The sequence below is a fragment of the Burkholderia sp. Ac-20379 genome (assembly GCF_017104645.1).
Classification (GTDB): Bacteria; Pseudomonadota; Gammaproteobacteria; order Burkholderiales; family Burkholderiaceae; genus Burkholderia.
Genome location: NZ_JAAGPF010000017.1, coordinates 21,120 through 47,103, shown reverse-complemented (window position 1 = coordinate 47,103; position 25,984 = coordinate 21,120). Strand labels below are relative to the sequence as shown.

General features: G+C 68.1%; 20 protein-coding genes and 1 pseudogene. 5 read left to right on the top strand and 16 right to left on the bottom strand.

The features are described 5' to 3' along the window. A partial coding sequence (locus G3N92_RS04230; RefSeq protein ID WP_206126201.1) for an acyl-CoA dehydrogenase family protein occupies nt 1–870 on the bottom strand: 870 nt, incomplete at its 3' end. A 506-nt stretch (nt 871–1,376) separates the two neighbouring features. Between G3N92_RS04230 and G3N92_RS04225 the strand changes: the two genes are divergently transcribed. The 3 genes and pseudogenes from G3N92_RS04225 to G3N92_RS04215 all read left to right on the top strand — a co-directional run bounded on the left by G3N92_RS04225 (nt 1,377) and on the right by G3N92_RS04215 (nt 4,042). Next, the gene (locus G3N92_RS04225; protein WP_206126200.1) at nt 1,377–2,309 is read left to right on the top strand and encodes a spherulation-specific family 4 protein; all 933 of its coding nucleotides are present in this window, start codon (nt 1,377–1,379) and stop codon (nt 2,307–2,309) included. Between the two features lie 125 nt (nt 2,310–2,434). Next, nucleotides 2,435–2,641: pseudogene (locus G3N92_RS04220) on the top strand (helix-turn-helix transcriptional regulator); the annotation flags it as partial. Nucleotides 2,642–2,710: 69 nt separating this feature from the next. Then, nucleotides 2,711–4,042, top strand: a complete 1,332-nt coding sequence (locus G3N92_RS04215) for a type II toxin-antitoxin system HipA family toxin (RefSeq protein ID WP_206126198.1) — start codon at nt 2,711–2,713, stop codon at nt 4,040–4,042. A gap of 32 nt (nt 4,043–4,074) precedes the next feature. Here the strand turns inward: G3N92_RS04215 and G3N92_RS04210 are convergent, their stop codons facing one another. From G3N92_RS04210 to G3N92_RS04195, 4 genes are read right to left on the bottom strand one after another with little or no spacing between them, the layout of a single operon-like run. Further along, nucleotides 4,075–5,607 carry an efflux transporter outer membrane subunit gene (locus G3N92_RS04210; RefSeq protein WP_206126197.1) on the bottom strand — a complete coding sequence of 511 codons (1,533 nt, stop codon included), beginning with the start codon at nt 5,605–5,607 and terminating at the stop codon, nt 4,075–4,077. Between the two features lie 10 nt (nt 5,608–5,617). After that, on the bottom strand, nt 5,618–8,803 hold the full coding sequence (locus G3N92_RS04205; protein WP_206126196.1) for an efflux RND transporter permease subunit: 3,186 nt from the start codon (nt 8,801–8,803) through the stop codon (nt 5,618–5,620). 52 nt (nt 8,804–8,855) lie between these two features. Continuing rightward, nucleotides 8,856–10,076 carry an efflux RND transporter periplasmic adaptor subunit gene (locus G3N92_RS04200; protein WP_206126195.1) on the bottom strand — a complete coding sequence of 407 codons (1,221 nt, stop codon included), beginning with the start codon at nt 10,074–10,076 and terminating at the stop codon, nt 8,856–8,858. Between the two features lie 32 nt (nt 10,077–10,108). Further along, nucleotides 10,109–10,960, bottom strand: coding sequence for an alpha/beta hydrolase (locus G3N92_RS04195; RefSeq protein WP_206126194.1), 852 nt, complete (start codon nt 10,958–10,960; stop codon nt 10,109–10,111). Nucleotides 10,961–11,142: 182 nt separating this feature from the next. On the opposite strand from G3N92_RS04195, the gene G3N92_RS04190 reads away from it, so the two are divergent. Then, a complete protein-coding gene (locus tag G3N92_RS04190) occupies nt 11,143–12,153 on the top strand; it encodes a LysR family transcriptional regulator (protein ID WP_206126193.1) in 1,011 nt (336 codons plus the stop codon). A gap of 186 nt (nt 12,154–12,339) precedes the next feature. On the opposite strand, the gene tcuB is transcribed toward G3N92_RS04190, so the two are convergent. From tcuB to G3N92_RS04175, 3 genes are read right to left on the bottom strand one after another with little or no spacing between them, the layout of a single operon-like run. After that, on the bottom strand, nt 12,340–13,515 hold the full coding sequence (tcuB, locus tag G3N92_RS04185; RefSeq protein WP_206126192.1) for a tricarballylate utilization 4Fe-4S protein TcuB: 1,176 nt from the start codon (nt 13,513–13,515) through the stop codon (nt 12,340–12,342). After that, complete coding sequence (tcuA, locus tag G3N92_RS04180; RefSeq protein WP_206126191.1) at nt 13,502–14,905, bottom strand: FAD-dependent tricarballylate dehydrogenase TcuA; 1,404 nt, start codon at nt 14,903–14,905, stop codon at nt 13,502–13,504. Before tcuA ends, tcuB begins: the two co-directional genes overlap by 14 nt. Then, nucleotides 14,902–15,849: a LysR family transcriptional regulator gene (locus tag G3N92_RS04175; protein WP_206126202.1), complete on the bottom strand. Its 948-nt coding sequence runs from the start codon at nt 15,847–15,849 to the stop codon at nt 14,902–14,904. Before G3N92_RS04175 ends, tcuA begins: the two co-directional genes overlap by 4 nt. A gap of 109 nt (nt 15,850–15,958) precedes the next feature. Here G3N92_RS04175 and G3N92_RS04170 point away from each other — a divergent pair, with 109 nt between their 5' ends. After that, nucleotides 15,959–16,969: a LysR substrate-binding domain-containing protein gene (locus G3N92_RS04170; RefSeq protein ID WP_206126190.1), complete on the top strand. Its 1,011-nt coding sequence runs from the start codon at nt 15,959–15,961 to the stop codon at nt 16,967–16,969. Between the two features lie 11 nt (nt 16,970–16,980). Here G3N92_RS04170 and G3N92_RS04165 read toward each other — a convergent pair whose 3' ends face one another. From G3N92_RS04165 to G3N92_RS04130, 8 genes are read right to left on the bottom strand one after another with little or no spacing between them, the layout of a single operon-like run. After that, nucleotides 16,981–18,522, bottom strand: a complete 1,542-nt coding sequence (locus G3N92_RS04165) for an FAD-dependent oxidoreductase (protein ID WP_206126189.1) — start codon at nt 18,520–18,522, stop codon at nt 16,981–16,983. Nucleotides 18,523–18,529: 7 nt separating this feature from the next. Continuing rightward, nucleotides 18,530–19,237 (bottom strand): SDR family oxidoreductase, encoded by a 708-nt coding sequence (locus G3N92_RS04160; RefSeq protein ID WP_206126188.1) that lies wholly within the window; start codon nt 19,235–19,237, stop codon nt 18,530–18,532. Beyond that, complete coding sequence (locus tag G3N92_RS04155) at nt 19,234–20,196, bottom strand: NAD(P)-dependent oxidoreductase (RefSeq protein WP_206126187.1); 963 nt, start codon at nt 20,194–20,196, stop codon at nt 19,234–19,236. The genes G3N92_RS04160 and G3N92_RS04155 overlap by 4 nt, the downstream gene beginning before the upstream one ends. Nucleotides 20,197–20,217: 21 nt before the next feature. Further along, entirely contained in the window at nt 20,218–20,640 is a 423-nt protein-coding gene (locus tag G3N92_RS04150; RefSeq protein WP_206126186.1) for a cupin domain-containing protein, read from the bottom strand. 1 nt (nt 20,641) lies between these two features. Beyond that, entirely contained in the window at nt 20,642–21,559 is a 918-nt protein-coding gene (locus G3N92_RS04145) for an NAD(P)-dependent oxidoreductase (RefSeq protein ID WP_206126185.1), read from the bottom strand. Further along, nucleotides 21,556–22,407: a sugar phosphate isomerase/epimerase family protein gene (locus G3N92_RS04140; RefSeq protein ID WP_206126184.1), complete on the bottom strand. Its 852-nt coding sequence runs from the start codon at nt 22,405–22,407 to the stop codon at nt 21,556–21,558. The genes G3N92_RS04145 and G3N92_RS04140 overlap by 4 nt, the downstream gene beginning before the upstream one ends. Then, the gene (locus G3N92_RS04135) at nt 22,404–25,019 is read right to left on the bottom strand and encodes a branched-chain amino acid ABC transporter ATP-binding protein/permease (RefSeq protein WP_206126183.1); all 2,616 of its coding nucleotides are present in this window, start codon (nt 25,017–25,019) and stop codon (nt 22,404–22,406) included. Before G3N92_RS04135 ends, G3N92_RS04140 begins: the two co-directional genes overlap by 4 nt. Then, nucleotides 25,016–25,885, bottom strand: a complete 870-nt coding sequence (locus tag G3N92_RS04130) for a branched-chain amino acid ABC transporter permease (RefSeq protein ID WP_206126182.1) — start codon at nt 25,883–25,885, stop codon at nt 25,016–25,018. The genes G3N92_RS04135 and G3N92_RS04130 overlap by 4 nt, the downstream gene beginning before the upstream one ends. Nucleotides 25,886–25,984 lie beyond the last annotated feature (99 nt).

Genomic DNA, 25,984 nt, shown 5'->3' with positions numbered 1-25,984 from the left:
GAAGCGCTGCAGCGTGTACGGATCGTCCTGCGCCCGCTCCACGCCGGCATGGATCCACGGCCGCCCGCGCGTCGCCACGTAATCGCGCGCCTCGGCCAGCGCCCCCTCGGCCAGCCCGACGAACAGGTTGGTCAGCACCAGTTGCGACACCAGCGTGCGCAGCGTGGCGCGCGGGCTCGGCGGCGCTTCGGAGCGATGCAGCACTTCGTCGGCCGTCACCGTCACGCCGCTGAACGACACGCTGCCGCTGTCGGTCTGGCGCTGGCCGATCGGATCCCAATCCTCGTGCACGGTGATGCCTTCGCGCGCGGTGGGCACCACCGCGAACACCGGCTTGCCGGTTTCGGGATCGTGCGCCGACACCGTCATCCGCGACGAGCCGCGCGTGCCCGAGCAGAAGCCCTTGATGCCGTCGAGCCGGTAGCCGCCCGCGCCGTCCCGATGCGCGGCCAGCCGCGTGTCGAGCGGATTGACGGCGTTGCCCCACCACCAGCCCTGCTCGACCGTGCCGCGCAGGTAGCGCTCGCGCTGGGCGTCGTTGCCCCACACGTCGACGCTGACGATCTGCAGCACCTGAAAACCCACCAGATGCGCGAGCGCGCTGTCGACGCGCGCGATCGCGCGAATCGTCTGATAGAGGATCGGCCAGTCGGCCTCCTGGCCGCCGAACGCGCGCGGCACGGCCAGCGTCTGCAGGCCGAGGCCGGCCATCCAGGCCTTCTCGCGAGCCGCGTGGCCGCCGCGCCGGTCGCGCTCGGCGGCGCTCGCGCGCAACGCGACGATCAGTTCTCCGAAGGTCCGCGGCGCATCGGCCCCGGCGTCTGCGTTGGCCTGCCCATCGGCTGCGGCCGGCGATCGGGAATCGCTCATCGAATCTCTGCACTCCATCGTTTCAGGTCAGACGAATCGGGCGCGCGCGGCGTCGCGCGCATGGCGTGCGAAATGCGCGCGCGCCACCCTCGATATTGCCGACCTGCTGTCGTAAACACGGGTATCGCCTTCGCACACGTTTGCGTGCACGATGGCGGGGGGCTTGGCGCCGATGATAGCCGCGCGCGCCGAGCCCAGTCCAACAAGCGATCCGGAAATGGAAATCGGCAAATACGATATGGGCGGGGGCGGGATCACGCTGCAATCCTCGCGTAATACGCAATTTGCAGACGATATTGAAAGCTGCTATTGATGAATGACCGGACGGGGAAATCCGGTTCATCAGGAAAAAAACGGATCGGCAAGGCACTGGCATCGCATCGGCATACAGGTAGCAATACGAAGCAGTACGCAAGACAAAACGGCGGCAGTTCCCGGGGCAACGTACCCCATTACCCGGCACGACGGGCCAGGCCCGCGCTGGCGGGATCCTTTAGAGGTAGACCATGAGCATTCAGCACCACGGCGTCGAGATTTGCCCTGCACTCCTGATCGATCGCCGGCAGCATGCGCGCACCCGCCGCGCGCCCGGCCGGTTCCGGCGCTTCGCCTCGGCGGCCTGCGCGCTGCTGGCCTCGCTGTGCGTGACGGGCGGCGTCGCCAAGGCGGCCGACCTGGTCGTGCCGGCCTACTTCTATCCGTCCGGCTCGGGCTCGACCGCCTGGAACACGCTCGCCACCAACGCCGCCACGGTGCCGCTCACCGCCATCGTCAACCCGAACAGCGGCCCCGGCACCGCCGCCGATCCGGCTTATACGAACGCCATCGCCAAGGTGCGCGCGGCCGGCGGCAAGGTGATCGCGTACGTCCATACGTCCTACGGCAGCCGCTCGCTGTCCGACGTCACCAAGGACATCAACACCTACCTCGCGTTCTACACTGTGGACGGCTTCTTCATCGACGAGATGGCGAACGACAGCACCGCCGCGCACGTGCAGTACTACCAATCGCTCTACAACTACATCAAGGGCCTCTCGCCGAACTACCAGGTGGTCAACAACCCGGGCTCGAATATTCCGGAAATCTACGCGAGCCTGCCGGTGGCGGACCGCTTCGTCGTGTACGAGGACAAGCAGGCGAATTACGCGAAGTACAGCGCGGCGTCGTGGCAGGCGAACTATTCGGCGAGCCGGTTCATTCATATCGTCTACAACGCCACCTCCGCGCAGATGAGCAGCGACCTGCAGTTCGCTGTGACGAACGGGGCGAGCGGCGTGTATGTGACGTCGCTGAAGCTGCCGAATCCGTACAACGGGCTGCCGACCTACTGGGATCAGGAAGTGTCGGGGGTGGCGGCGATCAATCCGCCGGCGGCGACGCAAGCCAAGACGCAGGCGGCGCAGACGAGCGCCTCGACCACGTCGCGCCGGCGTCGTTGAGCGATCGCGATTGACAGCCTACAGGCTGTATTCACCAAAAACAGCTTATAGGCTGTATTTGCAAAAAACAGCCTATAAGCTGTAAAATCCGGGCGTCCGCCACTTCGTGCGCGTCGCGCGCTCCCATCGTGAACTACCCGGTCAAGACCCTCGGCCAGCTTCGGCCGCTGCTGCAAGGCTTCCGGAAATCCGCGGGCCTCACGCAGGCCGAGCTGGCCGAACGGCTCGGCGTGACGCAGCAAACCTACGCCCGCTTCGAGGCCGATCCCACCACCGCCAGCCTCGATCGGCTGTTCCGCGTGATGCGCATCCTCGGTATCGAACTGACGCTGAACGATACGCACGCGCCGGGCGGCCAAGCCGCCGACAGCACCGCGTCGCGCGAAAACTGGTAAGCCGCCATGCCCCGCTCGCGCCCGCCCATGCGCCTCGCGCTCTGGATGAACGGCATCGAGGTCGGCTATTGGGAACGCGTGCAAGGCGTCGACCGGCTGGCCTACGCCGATAGCTGGCTCGCCGATCCGCAACGCCGCCCGCTTTCGCTGTCGCTGCCGCTGCGCCCAGGCAATACGCCTTATCACGGCGCGACCGTCACGCATTACTTCGACAACCTGCTGCCCGACAGCGACGCGATCCGCCGCCGTATCGCGCAACGCCATGCCGCGCGCGACGCCTCGCCGTTCGGGCTGCTCGAAGCGGTCGGACGCGACTGCGTGGGCGCGCTGCAACTGCTGCCGCCCGGCGAGGCGCCGGACGATCTCCAGCGCATCTCCGGCACACCGCTCGGCGAGCGCGAGATCGCCCAATGGCTGCGCGCGCTGCCGCTCGCACCGGCTGCCGGCCAGGCCGCCGCGCCGGACCTGCGCCTGTCGATCGCCGGCGCGCAGGAAAAAACCGCGCTGCTCTGGCATGGCGACACCTGGCTGCGCCCCGAAGGCAGCACACCCACCTCCCATATCCTGAAGCTGCCGCTCGGGCTGGTCGGCGGTCTCGGCGCCGATATGCGCACCTCGGTCGAGAACGAATGGCTCTGCGCGCTGATCGTCGCCGCCTACGGCCTGCCTGTCGCGCCGTGCGGCATCGGCCGCTTCGAAGATCAAAAAGCGCTGGTGGTCGAGCGCTTCGACCGGCGGCTGTCGGCGGACGGCACCTGGATCGTGCGCCTGCCGCAGGAAGACCTGTGCCAGGCCACCGGCATCTCCGGGCTCGCCAAATACGAAGCCGACGGCGGCCCCGGCATCGATGCGGCCATGGATATTCTCTCCGGCGCGGTGGACGCCCCGCGCGACCGCCGGCATTTCTTCACGGCGCAAATCCTCTTCTGGATGCTCGCCGCCGCCGACGGCCACGGCAAGAACTTCAGCATCGCGCATCTGCCCGACGCGCGCTATCGCGCCACGCCGCTCTACGACATCCTGTCGTTTCATCCGGTCATCGGCCGCCGCGCCGGCCAGATCGCGCCGCAGCGCGTGAAGATGGCGATGGCCGTGCGCGGCGCGAACCGGCACTACGCGTGGAGCGACATCCAGCCGCGCCACTGGTTCGCACAGGGCCGCCGCAGCGGCCTTCCCGAAGCGGAGGTTCGCGCGATCGTCGAACGACTCGTGGCGGCCACGCCCAACGTGATCGACGAAGCGGCGGCGCTGTTGCCCGCCGATTTCCCGGCCGATCTGGCCGACGCCATCCTCGACGGCCTGCAAACCCAGGCCCGTAAACTGAAAACGGGCCTCTGAAGGCCCGTTCCCGTTTCAACCCGCCACGCGCATCACCGCTGCGCCACCGCCTGCGTGGCGGATGCCGCATCGGCCGCGCTCGCCGCGGCAGCCGGTGCGCCCCATCCGCCACCCAGCGCGCGGATCAGGTTCACCGTCGACACCGCCTGCGCACCGGTCAACTGGTTCGCCTGCAGTTGCGATTGCAGCACCGAGCGCTCGCTGTCGATCACGTCCAGGTAGGCCACCTGCCCTTCCTGATACTGCGTGCGCGACAGCTTCGCCGCGCGCTGCGACGCGCTGACGGCCTCGCCCTGCGCGCGGATCTGGTCGTCGAGCAGACGCAGATCGGACAGGTTGTCCTCCACCTCGCGGAACGCCACCAGCACCTGCTGGCGATAGTTCGCGACCTGCTCGTCGTACTGCGCGCGCGCCTGCTGCACGCCCGCGGCGCGGCGGCCGCCGTCGAAGATCGGCAGCGACAGCGCCGTGCCGGCGAACGGCCCGAGCAGGAACGTGCGGCTCGACCACATGAACAGGCTGCCGAGCGTGGCCGCCTCATAGCCGAACGAGCCGGTGATGTCGAGCTTCGGGAAGTACGCCGACTTCGCCAGCCCCACCCGCGCATTGGCCGCGGCCATTGCGCGCTCGGCCGCCGACACGTCGGGCCGCCGCTCGAGCAGCGCCGACGGCAGGCCGGCAGGAATCCTGACGGTCACCGGCACGATCGGCGTTTCGCTGAACGAAAAATCGGCCGGCGGCTTGCCGAGCAGGATCGCGAGCGCATGCTCGGACGCCGCGCGGCGGCGCGCGACGCCCACCGCATCGGCCTGCGCCGAGGCCAGTTCGTTCTTCGCACGCGACACGTCGAGCTCGTTGATGTCGCCCTCGTCGAAGCGGCGCTGCGCGAGCTTCAGCGATTCCTGGCGCAGATCGACGGTGCGCCGGTACAGGTTCTGATCCGAATCGAGCTGACGCAATTCGAAGTAGTTCTGCGCGACGTCGGCCTGCAGCGCCAGTTGCACCGAGCGGAACAGCGCCTCGCTCTGCGCGGTGTCGGCGCGCGACGCCTCCACGTTGCGGCTCACGCGGCCGAACAGATCCGCCTCGTACGAGACGCTGCCCTGCGCGCGCCACAGCGTGGCGTTGGTCGGCCCTGAGCCTTGCGGCTGGAACTGCGAGGCCGACGACACGCCTTCGCGCGTCGGGCCGAAGCCCGCGTCGAGCGACGGGAACCACGCCGAGCGCGCGGCGCGGGTGGACGCTCGCGCTTCCTGCACGCGGGCCGCGGCGGCCTTCAGGTTCTGGTTCGCGTCGAGCGCCTGCTTTTCGAGCGCGTCGAGCGTGCTGTCGCCGAACACCGTCCACCATTCGCCGCGATGCGCGGCGTCGGCCGGCTCGGCCGGCTTCCAGGTGCCGGCCTGCTCGCCGGCGGCGAGCGTGGGCGCCTCCTTGAAGGCGGCCGGCGTGGCGACGTCGGGCCGCTTGTAGTCGGGGCCCACCGCGCACGCGGCGAGCAGCGCGGACATCAGCGTGCTGATGCCGGCCAGCTTCGCGAGACGCAGGATGGTTGTATCGTTTTTCATCGTCTGGTCCTCAAGCATCCGCGGTCGACGGGTCGTACCGCGGCGTATCCTTCTGCGCGACGTGGATCTTGCCACCGGCCAGCGTACGCAGCACCACATAGAACACCGGCGTCAGCATCAGGCCGAACAGGGTCACGCCGAGCATCCCGAAGAATACGGCGATCCCCATCGCATGACGCATTTCCGCGCCGGCGCCGGTCGACAGCACGAGCGGCACCACCCCCATGATGAACGCGATCGACGTCATCAGGATCGGGCGCAGCCGCAGCCGGCATGCTTCGATCGCGGCCTGCAGCGGCGTGCGTCCGTCATGCTCGAGCTCGCGGGCGAACTCGACGATCAGGATCGCGTTCTTCGCCGACAGCCCCACCAGCACCATCAGGCCGATCTGCGTGAAGATGTTGTTGTCGCCCTGCGTCAGCCACACGCCCGTCAGCGCCGACAGAATGCTCATCGGCACGATCAGGATCACCGCGAGCGGCAGCGCCAGGCTTTCGTACAGCGCCGCGAGCACCAGGAACACCAGCAGCACGCTGATCGGGAAGATCACCAGCCCGGCGTTGCCGGCGAGGATCTGCTGATAGGTCAGGTCGGTCCATTCGAACTTCACGCCGCGCGGCAGGGTTTGCGCCGCGATCCGCTCGACCGCCGCCTGTGCCTGCCCCGACGAGAAGCCCGGCGCCGGGCCGCCGTTCACGTCGGCCGCCGTGTAGCCGTTGTAGCGCACCACCATTTCCGGCCCGAAGGTCGGCGACACCGTGACCAGCGACGACAGCGGCACCATCTCGCCCGCCGCGTTGCGCGTCTTCAGCAAACCGATATCGCTGGCACGCTGACGGAACGGCGCATCGGCCTGCACGCGCACCTGATACACGCGTCCGAAGCGGTTGAAGTCGTTCACGTAGAGCGAACCGAGATAGATCTGCATCGTGTCGAACACGTCGGTCACGTTCACGCCGAGCTGCTTGGCCTTCACGCGGTCGAGATCGACGTTGAGCTGCGGCACGTTGATCTGATAGCTCGTGAACAGCGGGCCAAGCTCGGGCGCCTGCTGCGCGCGCTTGATGAAATCCTGCGTCGCGTCGGCCAGCTTCGCGTAACCCACCGCGCCGCGATCCTCGATCTGCATCTTGAAGCCGCCCAGCGTACCGAGGCCCAGCACCGGCGGCGGCGGGAACACGGCGACGAACGAATCCTTGATGCCCGCGTACTGCTGGTTCAGCGCACCGGCGATCGCGCCGGCCGACAACGCCTTGCCGTGACGCTCGTCGAACGGCTTGAGCGTGACGAACACGATGCCCGCGCTGGAGCTGTTCGTGAAGCCGTTGACCGACAGGCCCGGGAACGCCACCGCGCTCTCCACGCCCGGCTGCTTGAGCGCGATCGAGCCCATCTGGCGAATCACCTTCTCGGTGCGGTCGAGCGAGGCGCCGTTCGGCAACTGCGCGAATGCGATCAGGTATTCCTTGTCCTGCGCGGGCACGAAGCCGCCCGGCACGATCTTGCCCATCAGCACCGTCGCACCGACCAGCACCAGATAGACGCCGAGCATCAGCGTCTTTCGCGACAGCACGCCGCGCACGCCGCGGCCGTAGTTCTCCGCGCCGCGATGGAACACCGAGTTGAAGCGGCGGAAGAAGCCGCCCAGCACGCGGTTCATCACGCGCGTCAGCCAGTCCGGCTTCTCGTCGTGCCCCTTCAAGAGGAGGGCCGACAATGCCGGCGACAGCGTCAGCGAGTTGAACGCCGAGATCACCGTGGAGATCGCGATGGTCATCGCGAACTGCTTGTAGAACTGGCCGGTCAGGCCCGTCATGAACGCGAGCGGCACGAACACGGCCACCAGCGTCAGCGCGATCGCGATGATCGGCCCGCTCACTTCCTGCATGGCCTTGTAGGTGGCCATGCGCGCGGACAGCCCGCTCTCGATGTTGCGCTCGACGTTCTCCACCACCACGATCGCATCGTCCACCACGATCCCGATCGCGAGCACCATCCCGAACAGCGACAGCGCGTTGATCGAATAGCCGAACATCAGCAGCAGCGAGAAGGTGCCGATGATCGACACCGGCACGGCGATCAGCGGAATGATCGACGCGCGCCAGGTCTGCAGGAACACGATCACCACCAGCACCACCAGCGCGATCGCCTCGAGCAGCGTGTGCACCACGGCCTTGATCGACGAACGCACGAACTGCGTCGGGTCATAGACGATCTTGTACTGCACGCCGGCCGGGAAATCCTGCGACAGCTCCTGCATGGTCGAGCGGACCTGGTCGGAAATCTGCAGCGAGTTCGCGCCCGGCGACTGGTTGATCGCCATCGCCACGGCAGGCTGGTTGTCGAGCAGCGAGCGCAGGCCGTATTCCGAGGCGTCGAGCTGAATCCGCGCGAGATCGCGCAGGTGCGTGACCGCGCCGTCGGGCGCCGTCTTGACGACGATGTCGCCGAACTCGCTCTCGTTCTGCAGGCGGCCGCGCGCATTGACGGACAACTGCAGCGGCGTGCCCGGAATCGACGGCGACGCGCCGATCGTGCCGGCCGCCACCTGCACGTTCTGCTCGCGGATCGCACGCACCACGTCGTCGGCGGTCAGCCCGCGCTCCGCCACCTTCTGCGGATCGAGCCAGACGCGCATCGCGTAGTCGCCCGAACCCCACAGCTGGACCTGGCCCACGCCCTGGATCCGCGACAGGCGATCCTTCACGTTGATCAGCGCATAGTTGCGCAGATAGGTCATGTCGTAGCGGTTGTCGGGCGAGATCAGGTGCACCACCATGGTCAGCGTGGGCGAGCTCTTGACCGTCGTGATGCCGAGCCGCTGCACGTCTTCCGGCAGGCGCGGCAGCGCCTGGTTCACGCGGTTCTGCACGAGCTGCGTGGCCTTGTCCGGATCGGTGCCGAGCTTGAACGTCACGGTGATCGTGAGGTTGCCGTCGCTGTTGGCCTGCGACTGCATGTACAGCATGTCTTCCACACCGTCGATCTGCTCCTCGATCGGCGAGGCGACCGTTTCCGCGATCACCTTCGGGTTGGCGCCCGGGAACTGCGCCTTGACGATCACCGAAGGCGGCACGACTTCCGGATATTCGGAAATCGGCAGCTTGAACATCGCGATCACGCCGCCGAGCAGGATCAGTACCGATAGGACTCCTGCAAATATCGGACGATCGATGAAAAATTTGGATATGTTCATGGGAAAGCTCTGTCTGGTTTTGTGCGAGTGGCGACGGGGCTGGCAGCCCCCGTCACGACTGCGCGCGGCCGCTCGCGGGCTTCGTGGCGTCCGCCACCGGCGTGGCCGAATCGCCGTCGCCGCCGCCCGTCATCGGCACCATGTGCACCTTCACCTGCTCGCCCGGACGCACGCGCTGCGTGCCGTTGACCACCACCCGGTCGCTCGCCTGCAGGCCGCCGACGATCACGCGCTGGTTGCCGTGCTGCGCGCCGATCTGCACTTCGCGGTAGGTCACGCGATCCTGCTTGTCGAGCACGAACACGAACTTCTTCGCCTGATCGGTGTTGATCGCGGCGTCGTCCACCAGCAGGGCCGGGTGCGGCGCGCTGCCGTCGACCTTGATCCGCGCGTACAGGCCCGGCACCAGCGTGCCGTCGGCGTTGTCGAAGCGCGCGCGCACGCGGATCGTGCCCGACGAGGTATCGAGCCGGTTGTCGACCGAATCGATCACGCCGGTGCGCGAATAGCCGGTTTCGTTGGCCAGGCCCAGATCCACCGGCACGCGGCGGCCGTCGCGCTGGCTGCCGATATAGCGCAGGTAGGTTTGCTCGTCGGCGTCGAACGAGGCGTAGATCGGCGACACCGACACCACGGTGGTCAGCGGCGCGGCCGATGCGCCGGCCGACACGACGTTGCCGAGCGTGATCTCGGCGCGCGAGGCTCGGCCCGAGAACGGCGCGACGATGCGCGTGTAGCCGAGGTTGATCTTGGCGGCCTCGAGCGCGGCGGCGGCGGCCTTCACGTTGGCGGCCGATTCGCGCGCGGCGTTCTGCTTCTCGTCGTAGTCGCGCTTGGCGATCGCGTTGTCGCCGATCAGGCGCTGGGCGCGCTGCCAATCGGTTTGCGCATAACCGTCGCGCGCCTGCGCGGCGGCCAGTTGCGCGGCGGTGCGGTCGACCTCGGCCTGATACGGGCGCGGATCGATCACGAACAGCGTGTCGCCCTTCTTGACCAGCGCGCCGTCCTTGAAGTTGACCGACACGATGGTGCCCGACACGAGCGGCCGCACCTCGACGCGGTCGATCGCCTCGAGGCGGCCCGAGTAGGTCTGCCAGTCGGTGATCGTCTTCGCCAGCACGTTGGCGACGTCGACTTCCTGCAGCGGCGGCGCGGCGTTCTGCGGGGCGCTCGCGCTTGCGTGGATCACGCCGAACGCGCCGCCGCCGATCGCGACGACGACGGCCAACGCGGCAACCGCGATGCGGGAGCGAGGAGTACGTAGGATGGACATGAAGATCTCCGGTTGCGTTGGAATTGGATGAATCAATCGTTGGCGTGAGCCTGGAAGCGGCAGGTCAGGAAGCGCACGGCCTCCTGCAGCGCGGGCGCATAGCCGCCCAGCTCCGCGTGCGTAACGTCGGGATAACGAATCACCTGCACCAGCACGCCGGCCTCGATCAGGCGGGCCGCGTAGCGCTCGGCCTCCACATGCAGCACGTCGTTCTGCGCGGTGGCGATCAGCGTGGCCGGCAGCTTCGCGAGCCGCGCCGATTCGAGCGGCGCGGCATACGGGTGCATGCGCTGCGCCGGTTGCGGCAGGTAGGCGCGATAGCTGGCCGCGCACTCCTTGGCGGTGATGTCGGAGGCGAGCTGGCGCTCGTCGCCCATGCGCGTCATGCTTGGATCGAGCATCGGCCCAAACAGGGCCTGAGCCACGATGTTCACGTCGCCGCGATCGCGGGCGATAAACGCCAGACAATTGGCGAGCTGGCCGCCCGCGTCGTGGCCGGCCACCGCGATCCGGCGCGGATTGCCGCCGAACGCGCGCGCCCGGGCCTCGACCCAGCGGGCCGCACGATAGGCATCTTCCGGCGCGGCCGGAAACGGATGTTTCGGCGCCAGCGAATAATCGACGGACACCACGAGCGCGGGCAGCCGCTCGGCGAGAAAGCGCGCGGCGAAGTCCGCATCGGCCAGCGAGCCGCGAACGAAACCGCCGCCGTGGAAATAAAGCACTACTGGCAATCCGGTCTTGTCGGGCCGGCGATACAGCCGCAGCACGATGTCCTGGGCGTGGCCCTCGATTTCGACATCGGATACCGCGAGCGACGTGCCAGCCCGCTCCGGCGCGGCCGGAGCGGAATTCAGCAGATTGCGAAAACCGGATGCATCCATGAGTCAGGCGCCAAAGCGCGTCCATTTGCAAGATGGAGCGCATTCTGGGTCCGGCAGACATCAGGATAAATGCCTATAATCCGGCAACACAATTCAGGGGCTTTGAACAATCGGCGGACAGACGTGCTCATAAGCGGCGTCGAACAGGCCGATCGGGGCCGAACAATCCCGGAGGTAAAGCGATGGACCGTCTTCAAGCGATGCAGGTCTTCACACGCGTCGTCGACACGAACAGCTTCACGAAGGCAGCGGAAACCTTGAGCCTGCCGCGCGCGTCCGTCACGACGATCATTCAGAACCTCGAAGCATTCCTCGGCGTGCGCCTGATGCACCGGACCACGCGCCGCCTGTCGCTGACGCCGGATGGCGCGGCGTACTACGAGCGCTGCATCCGCATCCTGGCCGAGGTCGAGGAAACCGAGGCGAGCTTCCAGATCAACAACCGCAAGCCGCACGGCAAGCTGCGCGTCGACATGCCCGGCTCGCTCGGGCGGCTCGTGGTGATCCCTTCGCTGAACGAATTCCGCGAGCGCTATCCCGACATCGATCTGCAGCTCGGCCTGTCGGATCGCCCCGTCGACCTGCTGCAGGAAGGCGTCGATTGCGTGATCCGGGTGGGCGCCCTGCAGGATTCCTCGCTGGTGGCGCGCCGCGTCGGCCTGTTCGAAGGCGTAACGGTGGCCTCGAAGGCGTATCTGTCGCGCTACGGCGAGCCGCGTTCGATCGACGATCTGGCCGATCACCGCGCCGTCAATTATTTTTCGAGCCGCACCGGCCGCAACATCGATTGGGCGTTCCTGATCGACGGCAAGGAGGTCGAGGTCAAGATGGAAGGCGTGGTGTCGGTCAACGACGCGGACGCCTACGTCACCTGCGGCATCGAAGGCTTCGGGCTGATCCAGCCGCCGCTGTTCATGGTGCTGCCGCAGTTGCGCTCGGGCCAGTTGAAGGAAGTGCTGACCGGCTACAAGCCGCTGCCGATGCCGATTTCGGTGGTGTATCCGCACAGCCGGCATCTGTCGCCGAAGGTGCGCGTGTTCGTCGATTGGGTGGCCGAAGTCTTCGACCGCTGCCCGCTGCTGAACGGCTCGGGCCGCCCGCCGCTCGACACCGTGTGCAGCAAGCGCACGTTCGAGGAAGCGGAACGCGCGCCGGCGATCGACACGCCGATGGTCAGCGAGTGGGCCGCGTAAGCCGCGCGCACGCCAACCGGAACGCGTGAAAAAAGGGGCGGCCTCGGCCGCCCCTTTTGCATCGATGTGCCCTGCCGGTCGGGCAGCCCGGGAATATCGTCATACGATTGACGGCCGTCGCGCGGCGTCGCCGCATCCTCAGCAATACTCAGCATTGCCGTCCGACCCCGAAGCGGCCGGCTCCGCTCAGTCATCCCCCAACTGCAACTTGCTCGGCTGCCGGCGCTCGATCGACCACTTCAGCAACGCAGCCGACCGGAAGATTCCATGCGCGAACTTCCCGTAAGGCAAAGTGGCGAACAAGGCGATCACGCAGCCGAGATGGACGCACAGCGTCACCGGCAAGGCGCTGCCGCCGCGCGCCAGCATCAGCGCGAGCCCGCTGGTTGCCGTCAGGAACAGCAGTGCGATGAAGCCGCGATCCATCGGCTTCTGATCGGGGTCCTGCTGCAGCGCATGGCGACGCAGATTGAGCGCGAACAGGCCCGCCGTGCCGAACGCCAGCATCACGCCCCCGGCAATGCCGAACAGTTTCGGCAAGCTCGTGAAGTCGTAAGGCGCATGCCAGCCGAACGCGTAGTGATAGAGCGTGGCCGTCGAGGTCGAGGCAAAGCACGACAGGAAGCCGTAGAACGTCAGATGATGGAAACGCCGCCGCGCATGCGTGAACGCATCGTCCGCGTTGTTGCATCCCTCGCCGTGGCCGCCGTCGAGGTATTTCAGCTTCAGCACGTTGTGCACGGACTCGCCGACCGCCGCCTTCGACGCCGGGCCTGGCGCCTCCTCGCGCCAGAACCGCCGCACGCCGATGCCCAGCGCGAGCATCGCGAACAGGAACACCGGGCCGAAGATGCCGGCCAGCAGGTTGTGCGGGAAGATGCCGTAAAACCCGCCCGGCACCGCGCCCCACAGCGAGCCGTTCGCGGCGACGCCGAGCATCAGGAACAGCGACAGCCCGAGCACGAGCGCGAGACACAAGGTCAGGCCATTACGCCGGTACAGCGCACCGAATGCCGGCGGCCATGCGTAATCCGTGTAGGTCATCAGACGCACCTTGGCCATCGCGCGCGGCACGTTCACCGCGAATTCGTGCGGCGGCGCATATTGGCACGCATGCAGGCACGCGCCGCAGTTGTGGCACAGATTCGCCAGGTAGTGGATGTCGGCCTTGCCGAATTCGATGCGCCGCGTCATCGCCGGAAACACGGCGCAAAAGCCCTCGCAGTAGCGGCACGCATTGCAGATCTGCAGCACGCGCGCCACCTCGCCTTCCGAATCGGACAAACTATGGATCGGGATGACACGCGATTCGCCGCGTGCCAGCGCGCTCGCTTCCCGCGTCAAAGCCTCAAGCTGCTGCATGTTCACGCTCCTTCAATGCGGCCAGCGCCGCGCGCTCGCCCGCGATCCGCCCGAACGCGGTGCCGATGCTCATGCCGACACCCGCCGTATAGCCCTTGCCCAGCACGTTGCCCGCCATCATTTCCCCCGCGACGAACAGGTTCGGGCTCGGCTCGTCGTTGAAGCGAACGGCCGCGGTGTCGTCGACCTTCAGGCCGAGATAGGTGAACGTCACGCCGGGGCGCAACGCGTAGCCGTAGAACGGCGCGGTATCGATCGGGCGCGCCCAGTGTGTTTTCGGCGGCGTCAGCCCTTCGGTGATGCAATCGTCCAGCGTCGTGTGATTGAAGCTGCCGACGCGGCAGGCCGCGTTGTAGGCGTTCAGCGTCTCCATGAAACGGGCTTCGTCGAGCTTCAGCGCGCGCGCCAGCTCCGGCAACGTGTTCGCCCGGGTGCCCGGAAACACCGGCGGCATGAAGCGGCCCACGGCCTTGGCGTCGATGATCGAATACGCCACCTGTTGCGGCTGCTGCGCGACGAGACGCCCCCAGATCGCATAGCGCTTCGGCCAGAAATCCTCGCCTTCGTCGTAGAAGCGCCGCGCGTCGCGATTCACGACCACGCCGAGCGACACGCAATCGATCCGCGTGCAGATGCCGCCGTCGTACAACGGTGCGCGCGCATCGATCGCGACCATGTGGGCCTGGGTCGGATCGCCGATCGTGTCGGCGCCGGCGTCGATCATGAAGCGCAGCAACGTGCCCCGATTGAAGCGCGTGCCGCGGATCAGAAAGTTGTCGGCCGTCCATTCGCCCGCCGCGTTTTGCCCCCACGCTTCGCGCAGCCATTCGCGATTCGACTCGAAGCCGCCCGCCGCGAGCACGCACGACCGCGCCTCGATCCGTTCGCCGCCCACCTGGGCCGCGACGAAGCGGCCGTCGCGCAATTCGAGGCGGTCGACCGGCGCGTCGTAGCGCACGCGTGCGCCGAGCGCCTCGGCACTGCGGTAATAGGCGTTGACGAGCGCCTTGCCGCCGCCCATGAAGAACGCGTTGGTGCGCGCCGTATGCAGCGCGCCCGACAGCGACGGCTGAAACCGCACGCCATGCTTGCGCATCCACGGACGGCAGGTGGACGAGGCGCGAATCACCAGCCGCGCGAGCACTTCGTTGGTCGCGCCGCCGGTCACCTTCAGCAGATCCTGCCAGAACTCCTCCTCCGGATAGGCTTCGACGAGGACGTCCTGCGGCGCATCGTGCATGCAGCGCAGATTGCGCGTGTGCATTGAATTGCCGCCGCGCCATTCGCGCGGCGCGGCTTCGAGGATCAGGACGCTCGCGCCTGCCTCCAGCGCCATCAGGGCGGCGCACAGCGCGGCGTTGCCGCCGCCGATCACGAGCACATCGATCATGTTTCTTCGTATTCCGTATTGAGTTCGTGGTACGTCGTGCCGAGCCAGCGCCCGGCCTGCGTGAGTTCGCGCGCGACATCGTGGATCACGACGCGCGCGGCCAGCGCCGCCGGCGACAGCTCGTCGATGCCCTGGCTCGCGATCATGGTCTGGCGGCGCGCATCGGAATCCGCGATCAGGCACGCGCGCAGGCTGCGGCCCGGCTCGCGGCTGGCGACGCAACCGGGCTGCAGCGTCGCGCCGAGCCCCGCGCAGACGGCATCCATCAGCAACGCGAGCCCGTCGATTTCGTAGGCGATGGTCGGCTGCACGCCCACGCGTGCGAACGCGAGATCGAGCAGCGAACGCAGGCCGTGCGAACCGCTCGGCATCACGAGCGGCAACGGCCCGAGATCGGCCAGGCTCACGACGTCCTGTTGCGGAAAGCCGGGCATGTCCTCGCGTCCGATCAGATAGACGCGTTCGTCGATCAGCGGCGAGAGCCGCCAGCGCCGCGTCGCGCCGCCGCGCGCGACGAGCGCGAGATCGAGCTGGCGCGCGTCGAGCATGGCCGCCAGATGGCCGGACAGCGCCTCGACCAGATGCACGCGCAGGTCCGGGTGCCGCTCGCGCATCGCGGCCAGAAACGGCACGCCGAGAATCGCCGCCGTGCTCGGCGGCAGCCCGACGCTCACGTGTCCGACCAGACGCTGGCGGCGCGCGGCTTCCACGGCATCCATCGCGTGCTGCAACGTCAATTGCGCGTGGCGCAGGAACGCGAAACCGGCATCGGTCGGAATCAGCCCGTTGCGGGTACGGCGAACGAGTTGCGTGGCGAGCTGCGCTTCGAGGCGATCCAGATCGTGCGCGAACGCACTCGCCGCGATTCCCAATTCCGCGGCCGCCCGCCTTATACTGCCTAGTTCCACCGCCCGGACGAAATAGCGCAGTTGCCGCAGCTCGATCGGCAACGCCGCCTCATCCTCACTTGCAAAAGCCTCGCTTGCAGTCGACATGGGTTACGTCCAATAAAGGAGACATGCGGTGCGCGTGCGCGCCGCCTTGGGGTCATACATGGACATGCGTCAGTTGAAGTACTTCGTGCAGATCGTCGAGAGCGGCAGCTTGTCGAAAGCCTCCCGGCAACTGTTCATCGCGCAGCCCGCGCTCAGTCAGCAAATGACGCGGCTCGAGGACGAAGTCGGCAAGCCGCTGCTGGTGCGCTCGTCGCGTGGCGTGACGCCGACCGACAACGGCGAGGCGCTGTATCACCACGCGCGCTTCATCCTGCGCCAGCTCGATCAGGCGGTTTCCGTCGCGCGGCGCGAGCATTCCAACGTCAGCGGGCGCGTGAACCTCGGCATGGCGCCCACCACCGTCTGCGCGATCGGCCTGCCGCTCATCAAGCACCTGAACGCGAAATACCCCGGCATCATGCTCAACGTGGTCGAGGCGCTGTCCGGCCATCTCGAACACATGACGCGCCTCGGCGAACTCGATCTCGCCATTCTCTTCAGCACCACGGCCGCCCTCGATCTGACCGTCGAGGCCCTGCTCGAGGAAGAGCTGTTCATGATCGTGCCGCGCGACAGCACGCTGCATCCCGCGGATCGACGCGACATCTCGCTGGCCGAACTGGCGAAGCTGCCGCTGATCCTGCCGAGCCCCGGGCACGGCTTGCGTCGCCGCATCGTGCTGGAATTCGATCGCGTGAACCTGACCGTCGATCCGGTCGCGGAAATCGATTCGCTGCCGCTGCTGATGCATTGCGTGGCCGACGGCATCGGCGCGACGATCAAGCCGATGGCCGCCGTCCATGCGCTCGAGAACGCGCCCGAGCGTTGGCGCTGCGTGCGCATTTCGGACGCGCAGATGCTGCGGCGCAACTACCTTTACGCGCTGGCGCCCGAAAAGCTCTCGCATGCGGCAGCCATCGTGCGCGACGAGCTGAAACACGTCGCGCGCACGCTGATCGACAGCGAGGCGTGGCAGGGCGTGCGCCTGATCGCGCCGGGCGAAGTGCCCGAACTGGGCGACCTCGAACCCGAGTTCGACGCCGTGCCGCCGCATCGCGACGAAGCCTGACGATTGCCGTTTCATGCGCCGGCCTTCGCAGGCTCGGGCGCCGCCACGCCAGCGCCAGCGCCGTCGCGCGCGCTGCGCGCCGCCAGCCGTCCCGCGCGGCGCCCCGAGGCGAACGCCCACGCGAGATGATGGCCATGGCCCTTCAGCAGCAAGCCGCCCTGCCCCGTCGAGCCGGCCGCCAGCAGGCCCGGGATCGGCGCGTTGGCGGCATCCGTCACGCGATGTTCCGTATCGACCATCAAGCCGCCTTCCGCATGCACGAACACCGCGCGCACCGGGCCGAGCGCCACGAACGGCGCCCGTGACGCACCACCCGGGCCGCCGAGATGCGCGATGCTCTCGGCCAGCCGCCGCGCGTCCATGCCGGTCGCGGCGGCCAGACCGTCGACCGTCTCCGCCTCGCGATAGACATCGGGCCGATTGCGCCGGTAATCGTCGAGATACGCATAGGCCACGCCCGGCGCGGTCGAGATGAAATGCGGCCACGCCGTGTAACGCTCGGCGATGCGCGCATCGATCACGATGTAGCCGATGCCGTCCGGCTGATCGGGCAGGCGGAACGCGGGCCGATCGGTTTCCGCGCCGAAGCGTTCGCCGCGCGCGTTGACGAGAATCGCGCCGTCCTCGAACAGCGCCAGCGACGGTGCGAGCGCGGTGGTCAGGAACTTCATCAGGAACGGGCGCAGGATCGCGTCGGGCACGTGCTGCATCGACCACTGCATGACGGCGGCGAGCGAACGCCATGGCGGCAGGCGCCGAACGAAGTTCTCCTTCGCCGGCGCGATGAAGCGGATTTCCGGGCCGAGCGCCAGATCGCCGTTGACGATGCGCGCGCCGAGCGGCTCGGCCATGCGCTGGCCGTCGCCCGTGGCGGTGGCGTTGACCGCGGCGACCTTGGCTTCCTGCGCGCCCATGAAGCGCGCCTTCAACGCCGGGCTGTTGGTGAAATCGCCGGCTGCGAGAATCACGCCGCCGCGCGCATCGATCCGGCGCGTCGCGGCGTGCTGCTCGACCATCACGCCGCGCACGGCGTCGTCCTCGAACACGAGCTCGGTCACCCGGGCGTGCACGCGGAGATCCACGCCGGCGCGCTTCGCGCGGCGCGTCAGGTGATAGATGAACGAGCGCGAATTCGGCAGCACGTTGTGCATGCGCGGCACGCGATGCGGCGGCTCCGGCATCGGCCCCATGAAGCGCACGCCGCTGTCGAGCAGCCACTGGAACGTGTCGGGCATCGCATCGCAGAGCACCCGGCGCAGCGCGGCGTTGTCGCGCGGCGCGAGATCGCCGGCGAAGCCCGGCATGTCTTCCCAGTGCGCGAGCGGCGTGTCGTCGATGCCGTGCGCGCGCTGATGCGGCGTCTGCGACGCGCTCACCGAGCCGATCGACCAGGACGTCGATCCGCCCGGCGCGTCGTTCTTCTCGAGCAGCACGACGCGCGCCCCGGCCTCGGCGGCCTCGATGGCCGCCGCGAGTCCGGCCCCGCCGCCGCCGACCACGAGCACGTCGACGGTTTCCGCGGCGGGAGGCGTATGGCGATGACGGGTCAGCATGCCGGCCTCAGACCATGCCGCCGTTGGTCTGCACGATCTGCCCGTCGACCCACGACGCCTTGCCCGACAGCAGGAACGCGACCACCTCGGCCACCTCGGCCGGCGAGCCGATGCGGTTCAGCGGGCTCATCGCCGCCGAGCGCGCTTTCGCCTCGTCGGTCTTGCCGGCGCGGAACAGGTCCGTGTCGATGGGGCCGGGCGCGACCGCGTTCACGCGCACGCGCCGCGCGGCGAGCTCCTTCGCCATCGAGCGCACGAGGCATTCGACGGCGGCCTTCGTCGCGCTGTATGGGCCGACGCCGGGCACCGCATGACGCACGAGCGAGGTCGTCAGCGCGACGATCGCGCCGTCGTCGGCGACCTCGCGCGCCGCCGCGCGCAGCACGTTGAACGCGCCGACGATGTTCACCTCGACGAGCTTGCGGAACGCGTCGTCCGGGAACTGCGCGAGCGGCGCGGGCGGCACGTTGATGCCGGCATTGGCCACCACGGCGGTCACGCCGCGGCCGAAATCTTCCTTCACGCGGGCGAACACGGCATCGACGGCCGCGGCGTCGCGGATATCGACCGCGTAGCCGCGCGCATTCGCGTTCGCGTCCGAGGGGGCTTCGCGCGTGTACGTGAAGGCCACATCCGAGCCGCTCTCGACAAGTGCGTCGACACAGGCCGCGCCGATCCCGCGCGAGCCGCCAAAAACGAGTGCCAGAGGTTTCATCGTTGTTCTCCCATTACCTTGCGCGTGGCTTCGATGGTCGCCTCGATGCCGCGCTGCAGGTCGTATTGCGGCTCATAGCCGAGTTCGGTGCGCGCACGCGAGATATCGAGTGCGCCCTTCGTCGCGCTCAGCACGACGCCGCCATGCCGGTACGGCCCGCGGCTGCCTACGGTGATCCGCGCACCCGGAATCGCGTTGTTGACGGCCTGCGCCACGTCCGCGATGGTCGGCGCCACGCCGGTCGCCACGTTGTAGCTCTCGTAACGATGCGTTTGCTTGTCGAGCGCCAGCAGGATGCCGGCCACCGTGTCGGCGATATACACCTGATCGACGGCCAGCTCCGCGCCGTCCTCGGCATGCAGCGCCTCGCCGCGCAGCGCGGCTTCGACGAACGTGCGCGGCACGCGCAGCCGCGGCAGATGCGGCCCGTACACCCAGCAGGTGCGCACGTTGATGCATTCGAGGCCGTGATCGCGCGAATACATGCGGCCGAAATGCTCGACTGCGAGCTTGGTCGCGCCATAGACGCTGACCGGCTTCTGCGGATGCTCCTCGTCGATCAGCGGCGACAGGAAATCGCCGTACGTCTCTTCCGTGCTGACATGCACGACGCGCTTCACGCCGGACAGGCGCATCGCCTCGAACAGGTTGATCGAGCCTTCCACATTCACGCGGTTGGCCTTCAGCGGAATGTCGGCGCACTGGATCACGCCGACGATCGCCGCCGCGTGAATCACCGCGTCGGGCTGGTGCGCGGTGAACAAGCGCAGCACCTCCGGCCATTCGCACAGATCGGCGGTGGCGGTGACGAGCTGTTCCTTGTGGCGCGAGGCCAGCGCCTGCAACGCCGGCCCCACACCGATGTCGGTCGCGACCACGGCATCGCCGCGCGCCAGCAGCGTCGTCACGATTTCGGCGCCGAGCCATCCGCTCGCGCCGGTGACCAGAATCTTCTTCATCGTTCGGGTTCCTTGTCGATGTCAGAGCGGCTGCGGTTCTTCGTCCGTCGGCGGGCTGGTGATGACGAGAAACACCAGCGTGTCGGTGCCCGTGCAATGAAACTCGTGCTCGACGCCGGGCGGAATGTAGGTGACGTCGTTGGCGCGCACGAGACGGCGTTCGCCGTCGACGGTCAACACGCCCTCGCCGGACAGCACGTGGTAGATCTGCTCCTGCACCTTGTGCACGTGGTTCTGCACGTACGCGCCCGGCTCGTAGCAGGAAATGCGGTGATCGAAGAAGCGGCTGCCGGTGGTTTCCGGCGTGACGATCGCTTTCGACAGCGCCTGCTCGAAGTGCCCCGGATATTGAATCCAGCGAAGCTCGGCGAGATTGCGCGTCACGGCCTGCTTCTCTTTCGCCGCGTTCCGGTAGTGCGTTTCGTTGGGAATGATCGTGGGCATGTCAGTTCTCGAAGCCGGGCAAGCCGGCAAGCAGATGGCGCAGGTCGAATTCGGGCACGAAGCCCAGGCGTTCCTTCGCGTGCGTCAGGTCGTAGAGCGGGGCGTACGGATTGCTCCGGTAATAATCGGGATCGCGAATTTCCACCGCGTCGCCGTGCAGGCGCTTGAGGCGCTCGACGGTCGGCTCGGGCGACAGCGTCACGCCCGACGCCAGATAGAAGCGATCGAATTCGCCGGGCTGCATCGGCAATTCGAGCGCGAGGCGGAACGCGCGGGCGAGATCGCGGGCATCGATGTGGTGATGGAGGGGCCCGCCGCCGGCCGTCGAGGGGCCGCCGGCCACGGGCGCCGTGTAGTTCGCGGGATCCTTCGCGCGGGCCACGATTTCGCCCTCCATTTCCGGATACGCGACGAACACCGTGCGCAGCGCGAGCACCGACATGCCGCGCAGGGCATAGGCCTGCGCGATGTCCTCGCCGAGCACCTTGCTGATCGCATACGGATCGGTCGCCAGCAGCGGATGCGCGAGATCGAGCGGCGCGTAGCGCGGCGGCAGCATCCGGCCTTCGCGCACCGTGTAGCCGGCGACCGAATCGCTCGAGCAGAACACCACGCGCCGGATGCCTTCGGCTTCGGCGGCGTCGAACAGGTTGTAGGTGCCCTGCACGTTCACGCGCATGATCGTGGCCCCGTCGCCCGACCAGATGTTCGGCACCGCCGCGATGTGCAGCACCGCATCCACGCCGGCCACCGCGCCGCGCACGGCATCGGCGTCGGTCACGTCCGCGACGATCCATTCGATGTCCGCCGCGCCCGCGCGGCGGTCGAAGCCGCGCACGCGATGGCCGTGCTTCAGCAGTTCGTCGACCACGAAGCGGCCCAGCAGCCCCCCCGCGCCGGTCACGAGAACGCGGCTCATGCCTGCGCTCCCTGCTGGCCTGGCGCGGCGAAGCCGAGCCCTTCGATCGCGCGATGGCTGCGCGCGATTGCGCCTTCCGGCTCCGGTGAAATGATTTCCAGCATGCAGGTTCCCTTGTAGTGAATGTCGTCGAGCGCGGCGCGGATCTCGGCGAACGGCACATCGCCCAGGCCGATCTCGTCGTGCTTCCAATGCGTCCGGGTGGTGTCGGACAGATGCACGAGGCTGACCAGGTCGCCCAGCGCGCGCAATCCGTGAGCCGGCGATTCGCCGATGAAATGGGCGTTCGCCGCGTCGTAGCAGACGGACAGCGTCGGCGTGGCGTAGCTGCGCACGAACGCGCCCATCGTGGCCGCGTCCGGGAACGCGGCGAACGGCACGTTCTCGAGCACCAGCTTCACGCCGCGCTTGTCCGCATGCGCCACCAGCGGATCGAGGCTCTCGCGCATCCAGGTTTCGCGCAGCGCCTGCGTCGGCGCGAACAGCGGGCTCATGCGGCCCGGCACGACGACGAGGTAGGTCGCGTTCAGGTCGGCGGCGAGATCGATCGCATCGACGAACAGCCGCACCGAGTACTCGCGCATGCGCCGCATCGAACTGGCGAGGTTGTGGTCGAGGCTCGGCACGTTCAGCGAGCGGATCGCGATGCCGTCGCGCGCCACCTGCGCCGCGAACCGCCGGCGCTCGCTCGCCGTGAATTCGTCGAGCAGCAGATGCGGCGGCGACACCAGCAGCTCGAATTCGCGGTAGCCGAGCGCCGCGAGCCGCGTCACGCAGTCGAGCGCGGGCGTCGTCCACAGATAGCTGTAGGTGTTCACGCCGATGGGGTTGAGCAGGCGCGCCGTCATGCCGTCCTCTTCGCAAGCAGTTCGTCGGTATCGCCGGCGCTCACGCCGAGCAGGCGCTCCTGCAGCGCGGTGTCGGCCTCGAGCACCCGGGCGTCGCCGCCGAAGGCGACGCGGCCGTTGACCAGCACGTAGGCGCGATCGGCCATGCTCAGCACCGATTCGGCGTGATGCTCGACGATCACCAGGCTCGCCCGCGACGTGATCTTGCGCACCGCCTCGCGCACCTCCTGCACGACGGCCGGTGCGAGCCCCTCGAACGGCTCGTCGAGCAGGATCAGGCTGCTCGGCACCATCAGCGCGCGGGCGATGGCGACCATCTGGCGCTCGCCGCCCGACAGGTTCGCGGCGCGCGAACGCATCAGGATGCGCAGCTTCGGAAACAGCTCGCAGATTTCCTCGAGCGGCGCGCCGCCCGAGCGCGCGGCGAGCTTGAGGTTTTCCTGGACAGTGAGGTTCGGGAACAGCCGGCGGCCTTCCGGCACGAGCGAAATGCCCGCGCGGTTGATGAGATCCGGGCGCATCGCGCCGATCTCCGCGCCGTCGAACATCACGCGGCCCGCACTGGCGCGCACCGTGCCGGTGATGGTGCGCAGTAGCGTCGTCTTGCCGACGCCGTTGCGGCCCAGCAGCGCAACCACTTCGCCCGTGTTCACCGTCACGTCGATGCCGTCCAGCACGATGCCGCCGCCGTAGCCCGAGCTGACGGCTTCCAGTTGCAGCAGCGGTTTGCCGGCCGGCTTCGCGCGCGGCGGCGCATCGTTGGCGGCGCCGGCTGCGGCACCCGCGACCGGCTGCGGCGCGTGGGCGCTCGCGTCGCCGAGGTAGGCGCTGATCACCTGCGGATTGCGCGCGACGTCGGCGGGCGCGCCGTCCGCGATCAGGCGGCCCTGATGCAGCACGGTGATGCGATCCGACATCGCCAGCACGCGATCGATGTCGTGCTCGATCAGCAGCACCGCATGCGAGGCCGCCAGCCGGCGGATCAGCGCGGCGACGACCTTGCGGTCCGACTCCGCGAGGCCGGCGAGCGGCTCATCGAGCAGCAGCAGCTTCGCGCTGGTGGCGAGCGTCATCGCGATCTCGAGCAGGCGCTTTTCGCCGTGCGAAAGATTCGCGCACAGATCCGCCGCGCGATCGGCCAGCCCCACCGCGTCGAGCAGCGACCAGACGCGCGCGTTGTCGGCGTCGTTCGCATAGGCGTCGCGCCAGAAGCCGCGATATTGCCCGCGCGAGGCCTGCACCGCGATCCGCACGTTCTCGAAGGCCGACAGGTTCGGAAACACGCTGAGGATCTGGAACGAGCGGGCCAGCCCGAGCCGCGCGCGGCGGTGCGGACGCATCTGCGTGATGTCCGCGCCCTCGAACACGATCCGGCCGCCGTCGGGCAGGATGAAGCCGGTGAGGATGTTGAAGAACGTCGTCTTGCCGGCCCCGTTCGGCCCGATGAAGCTGTGCAGCTGGTTGCGCTTCACCTCGAGCGAGATACCGTCCTGCGTGACGATCGAGCCGAAGCGCTTCGACAGCCCTTCGACCGACAGCACGGCGCGGTCGGGATCGCCGCCGGCGTCGGCCGGGCGATACGGCGCGATGCGCGCGGGCCGCGCCGGAATGGTGTCGCGCGTGAGCGTCCACGGCGAGCGCTTGCCGAAGCGGCGCAGGAAGCCCTGGATGCCTTCCGGCGACAGCAGCGCCATCAGGATGATGACCGGCGCGAAGAACAGCCACCAGTTCTCCGTGATCGCGCTCAGGCGGTCCTCGAGCACGATGAAGGCGATCGCGCCCCACAGCGGCCCGAGAAACTGGTGCACGCCGCCGAGCACGGCCATCAGCACCGGATCGCCCGCATGCGACCAGTTGAGGTTGTTCGCGTACACCCCTTGCAGCAGCAGCGCCATCAGGCCGCCCGCCACGCCGATCGTGCCGCCGGCCATGACCAGCGCGATCAGGCGCGTGGAATACACGTTGTAGCCGAGGCTCGTCACGCGCTGCTCGTTGTCGCGCAGCGCCTGCATCAGGCGGCCGAACGGCGCGTGCGCGACGCGCCAGAGCAGCCACGAGAGCGCCACCACCACCACCACCGTGAAGACGTGGAACGACAGCGCCGAGCGGAACAGCGGACGCGCGATGTTCTGCAGGCCGTTTTCGCCGCCGGTGACGGTCGTCCACTTGTAGGCGATCTCGAAAGCGATCTGCGAGCAGGCCAGCGTCAGCAGCGAGAAGTACAGCCCCTTGCGGCGCAGGATCAGCGCGCCCACCACGAGCGCCAGCACGACCGAAAACGCGCCGGCCACCAGCACGCCGCCGATCTCGTTGCCGCCGTAGGCGCCGAAGCCGATCGCGAGCGCATAGCTCGAGCAGCCGAAGAAGAACGACGCGCCGAACGGCACCAGCCCGAGATAGCCGATCAGGAAGTTGGTCCCCATCGCATACAGCGTGTAGATGGCGATCTGCGTGATGCGGTCGATCGGCATGCCGAGCGCCAGCGAGACGCCCGAGATCGCGATCAGCACGATCGCCATCACGGCGATCGGATGGCGCATCGGGCGCAGCCCGATACCGCGCGCCGCCGGCGCGTCGCCGTCCGCGGCAACAGTCTGTGTACGCAGGCTCATTCGAAGCGCTCCCATTTTTCGCCGAACAGCCCGCGCGGACGCAGCAGCATCACGAGGAACATCAGCGCATACATGGATGCGGCGGCCGCATCGGGTTGAAACTGGATCGTGACCGAGGTGACCACGCCCACCGCCAGCCCCGCCACCACCGCGCCCAGGAACGACCCGAGCCCGCCGATGGCGACCACCACGAAGGCCGGCATGATCGCGTTGGCCGACATCGACGGCGAGACGGCCCACAGCGGCGCGGCCAGCACGCCGGCGATCGCGGCGAGCGCGCAGCCGAGGCCGAACACGCCGGTCAGCACGCGCGGCAGGTTGATGCCGAGCAGCTCGACCATCTCCGGATCGCGGCTGCCCGCGCGCAGGATCCGGCCGTATGGCGTGAAGGCGAGAAACGCGGCCAGCGCGACGAGCGTGCCCACCGTCACCAGCAGCACCGCGACGCGGTACTTGGTGATCAGCAGCGGCCCGGCCTCGACGATGCCCGACAGGAATTCGGGGGGATTGAACGGCTTGCCGTCGGCGCCCCAGAAGAAGCGGATCACGGCTTCGATCAGCAGGGCGAGCGCGAACGTGACGATCAGGCTCGACAGCGGCTCCTTCCCGTACAGCCGCCGGATGATGACCACCTCGACCCCCATCCCGATCACGCCGACGACGATCGGCGCGAGCACCACCGCGGGCCAGCCGAACATCTGGAACAGCTGATAGGCGACGTAGGCGCCGAGTGCGAAGAACGCGCCGTGCGCGAAATTGATCACGCCGAGCAGCCCGAACGTGATGGACAGGCCCACGGCGATCAGCACGTAGACGAAGCCCAGCACGAGGCCGTTGGCGGATTGGGAAACGAGCGATTCGAACATGATGTCCTCAGCCCGAAAAAGCGTGGAACGCGTGGCGAACGGCAAGCGAGCGACGCCCTGCCCGCCCGCCCGGATGGCGGAAAGTCATGATGTGTCTCC

Excerpts from the sequence above, each read along its gene's own strand:
- G3N92_RS04205 (WP_206126196.1), bottom strand. The coding sequence starts at position 8,803 with ATGAACATATCCAAATTTTTCATCGATCGTCCGATATTTGCAGGAGTC.
- tcuA (WP_206126191.1), bottom strand. The coding sequence starts at position 14,905 with ATGATCGATGTGCTCGTGATCGGCGGCGGCAACGCCGCGCTGTGCGCC.
- G3N92_RS04200 (WP_206126195.1), bottom strand. The coding sequence starts at position 10,076 with ATGTCCATCCTACGTACTCCTCGCTCCCGCATCGCGGTTGCCGCGTTG.
- G3N92_RS04155 (WP_206126187.1), bottom strand. The coding sequence starts at position 20,196 with ATGAAGAAGATTCTGGTCACCGGCGCGAGCGGATGGCTCGGCGCCGAA.
- G3N92_RS04210 (WP_206126197.1), bottom strand. The coding sequence starts at position 5,607 with ATGAAAAACGATACAACCATCCTGCGTCTCGCGAAGCTGGCCGGCATC.
- tcuB (WP_206126192.1), bottom strand. The coding sequence starts at position 13,515 with ATGCAGCAGCTTGAGGCTTTGACGCGGGAAGCGAGCGCGCTGGCACGC.
- G3N92_RS04135 (WP_206126183.1), bottom strand. The coding sequence starts at position 25,019 with ATGAGCCTGCGTACACAGACTGTTGCCGCGGACGGCGACGCGCCGGCG.
- G3N92_RS04215 (WP_206126198.1), top strand. The coding sequence starts at position 2,711 with ATGCCCCGCTCGCGCCCGCCCATGCGCCTCGCGCTCTGGATGAACGGC.
- G3N92_RS04225 (WP_206126200.1), top strand. The coding sequence starts at position 1,377 with ATGAGCATTCAGCACCACGGCGTCGAGATTTGCCCTGCACTCCTGATC.
- G3N92_RS04160 (WP_206126188.1), bottom strand. The coding sequence starts at position 19,237 with ATGAAACCTCTGGCACTCGTTTTTGGCGGCTCGCGCGGGATCGGCGCG.
- G3N92_RS04190 (WP_206126193.1), top strand. The coding sequence starts at position 11,143 with ATGGACCGTCTTCAAGCGATGCAGGTCTTCACACGCGTCGTCGACACG.
- G3N92_RS04130 (WP_206126182.1), bottom strand. The coding sequence starts at position 25,885 with ATGTTCGAATCGCTCGTTTCCCAATCCGCCAACGGCCTCGTGCTGGGC.
- G3N92_RS04165 (WP_206126189.1), bottom strand. The coding sequence starts at position 18,522 with ATGCTGACCCGTCATCGCCATACGCCTCCCGCCGCGGAAACCGTCGAC.
- G3N92_RS04145 (WP_206126185.1), bottom strand. The coding sequence starts at position 21,559 with ATGAGCCGCGTTCTCGTGACCGGCGCGGGGGGGCTGCTGGGCCGCTTC.
- G3N92_RS04150 (WP_206126186.1), bottom strand. The coding sequence starts at position 20,640 with ATGCCCACGATCATTCCCAACGAAACGCACTACCGGAACGCGGCGAAA.
- G3N92_RS04195 (WP_206126194.1), bottom strand. The coding sequence starts at position 10,960 with ATGGATGCATCCGGTTTTCGCAATCTGCTGAATTCCGCTCCGGCCGCG.
- G3N92_RS04140 (WP_206126184.1), bottom strand. The coding sequence starts at position 22,407 with ATGACGGCGCGCCTGCTCAACCCCATCGGCGTGAACACCTACAGCTAT.
- G3N92_RS04170 (WP_206126190.1), top strand. The coding sequence starts at position 15,959 with ATGGACATGCGTCAGTTGAAGTACTTCGTGCAGATCGTCGAGAGCGGC.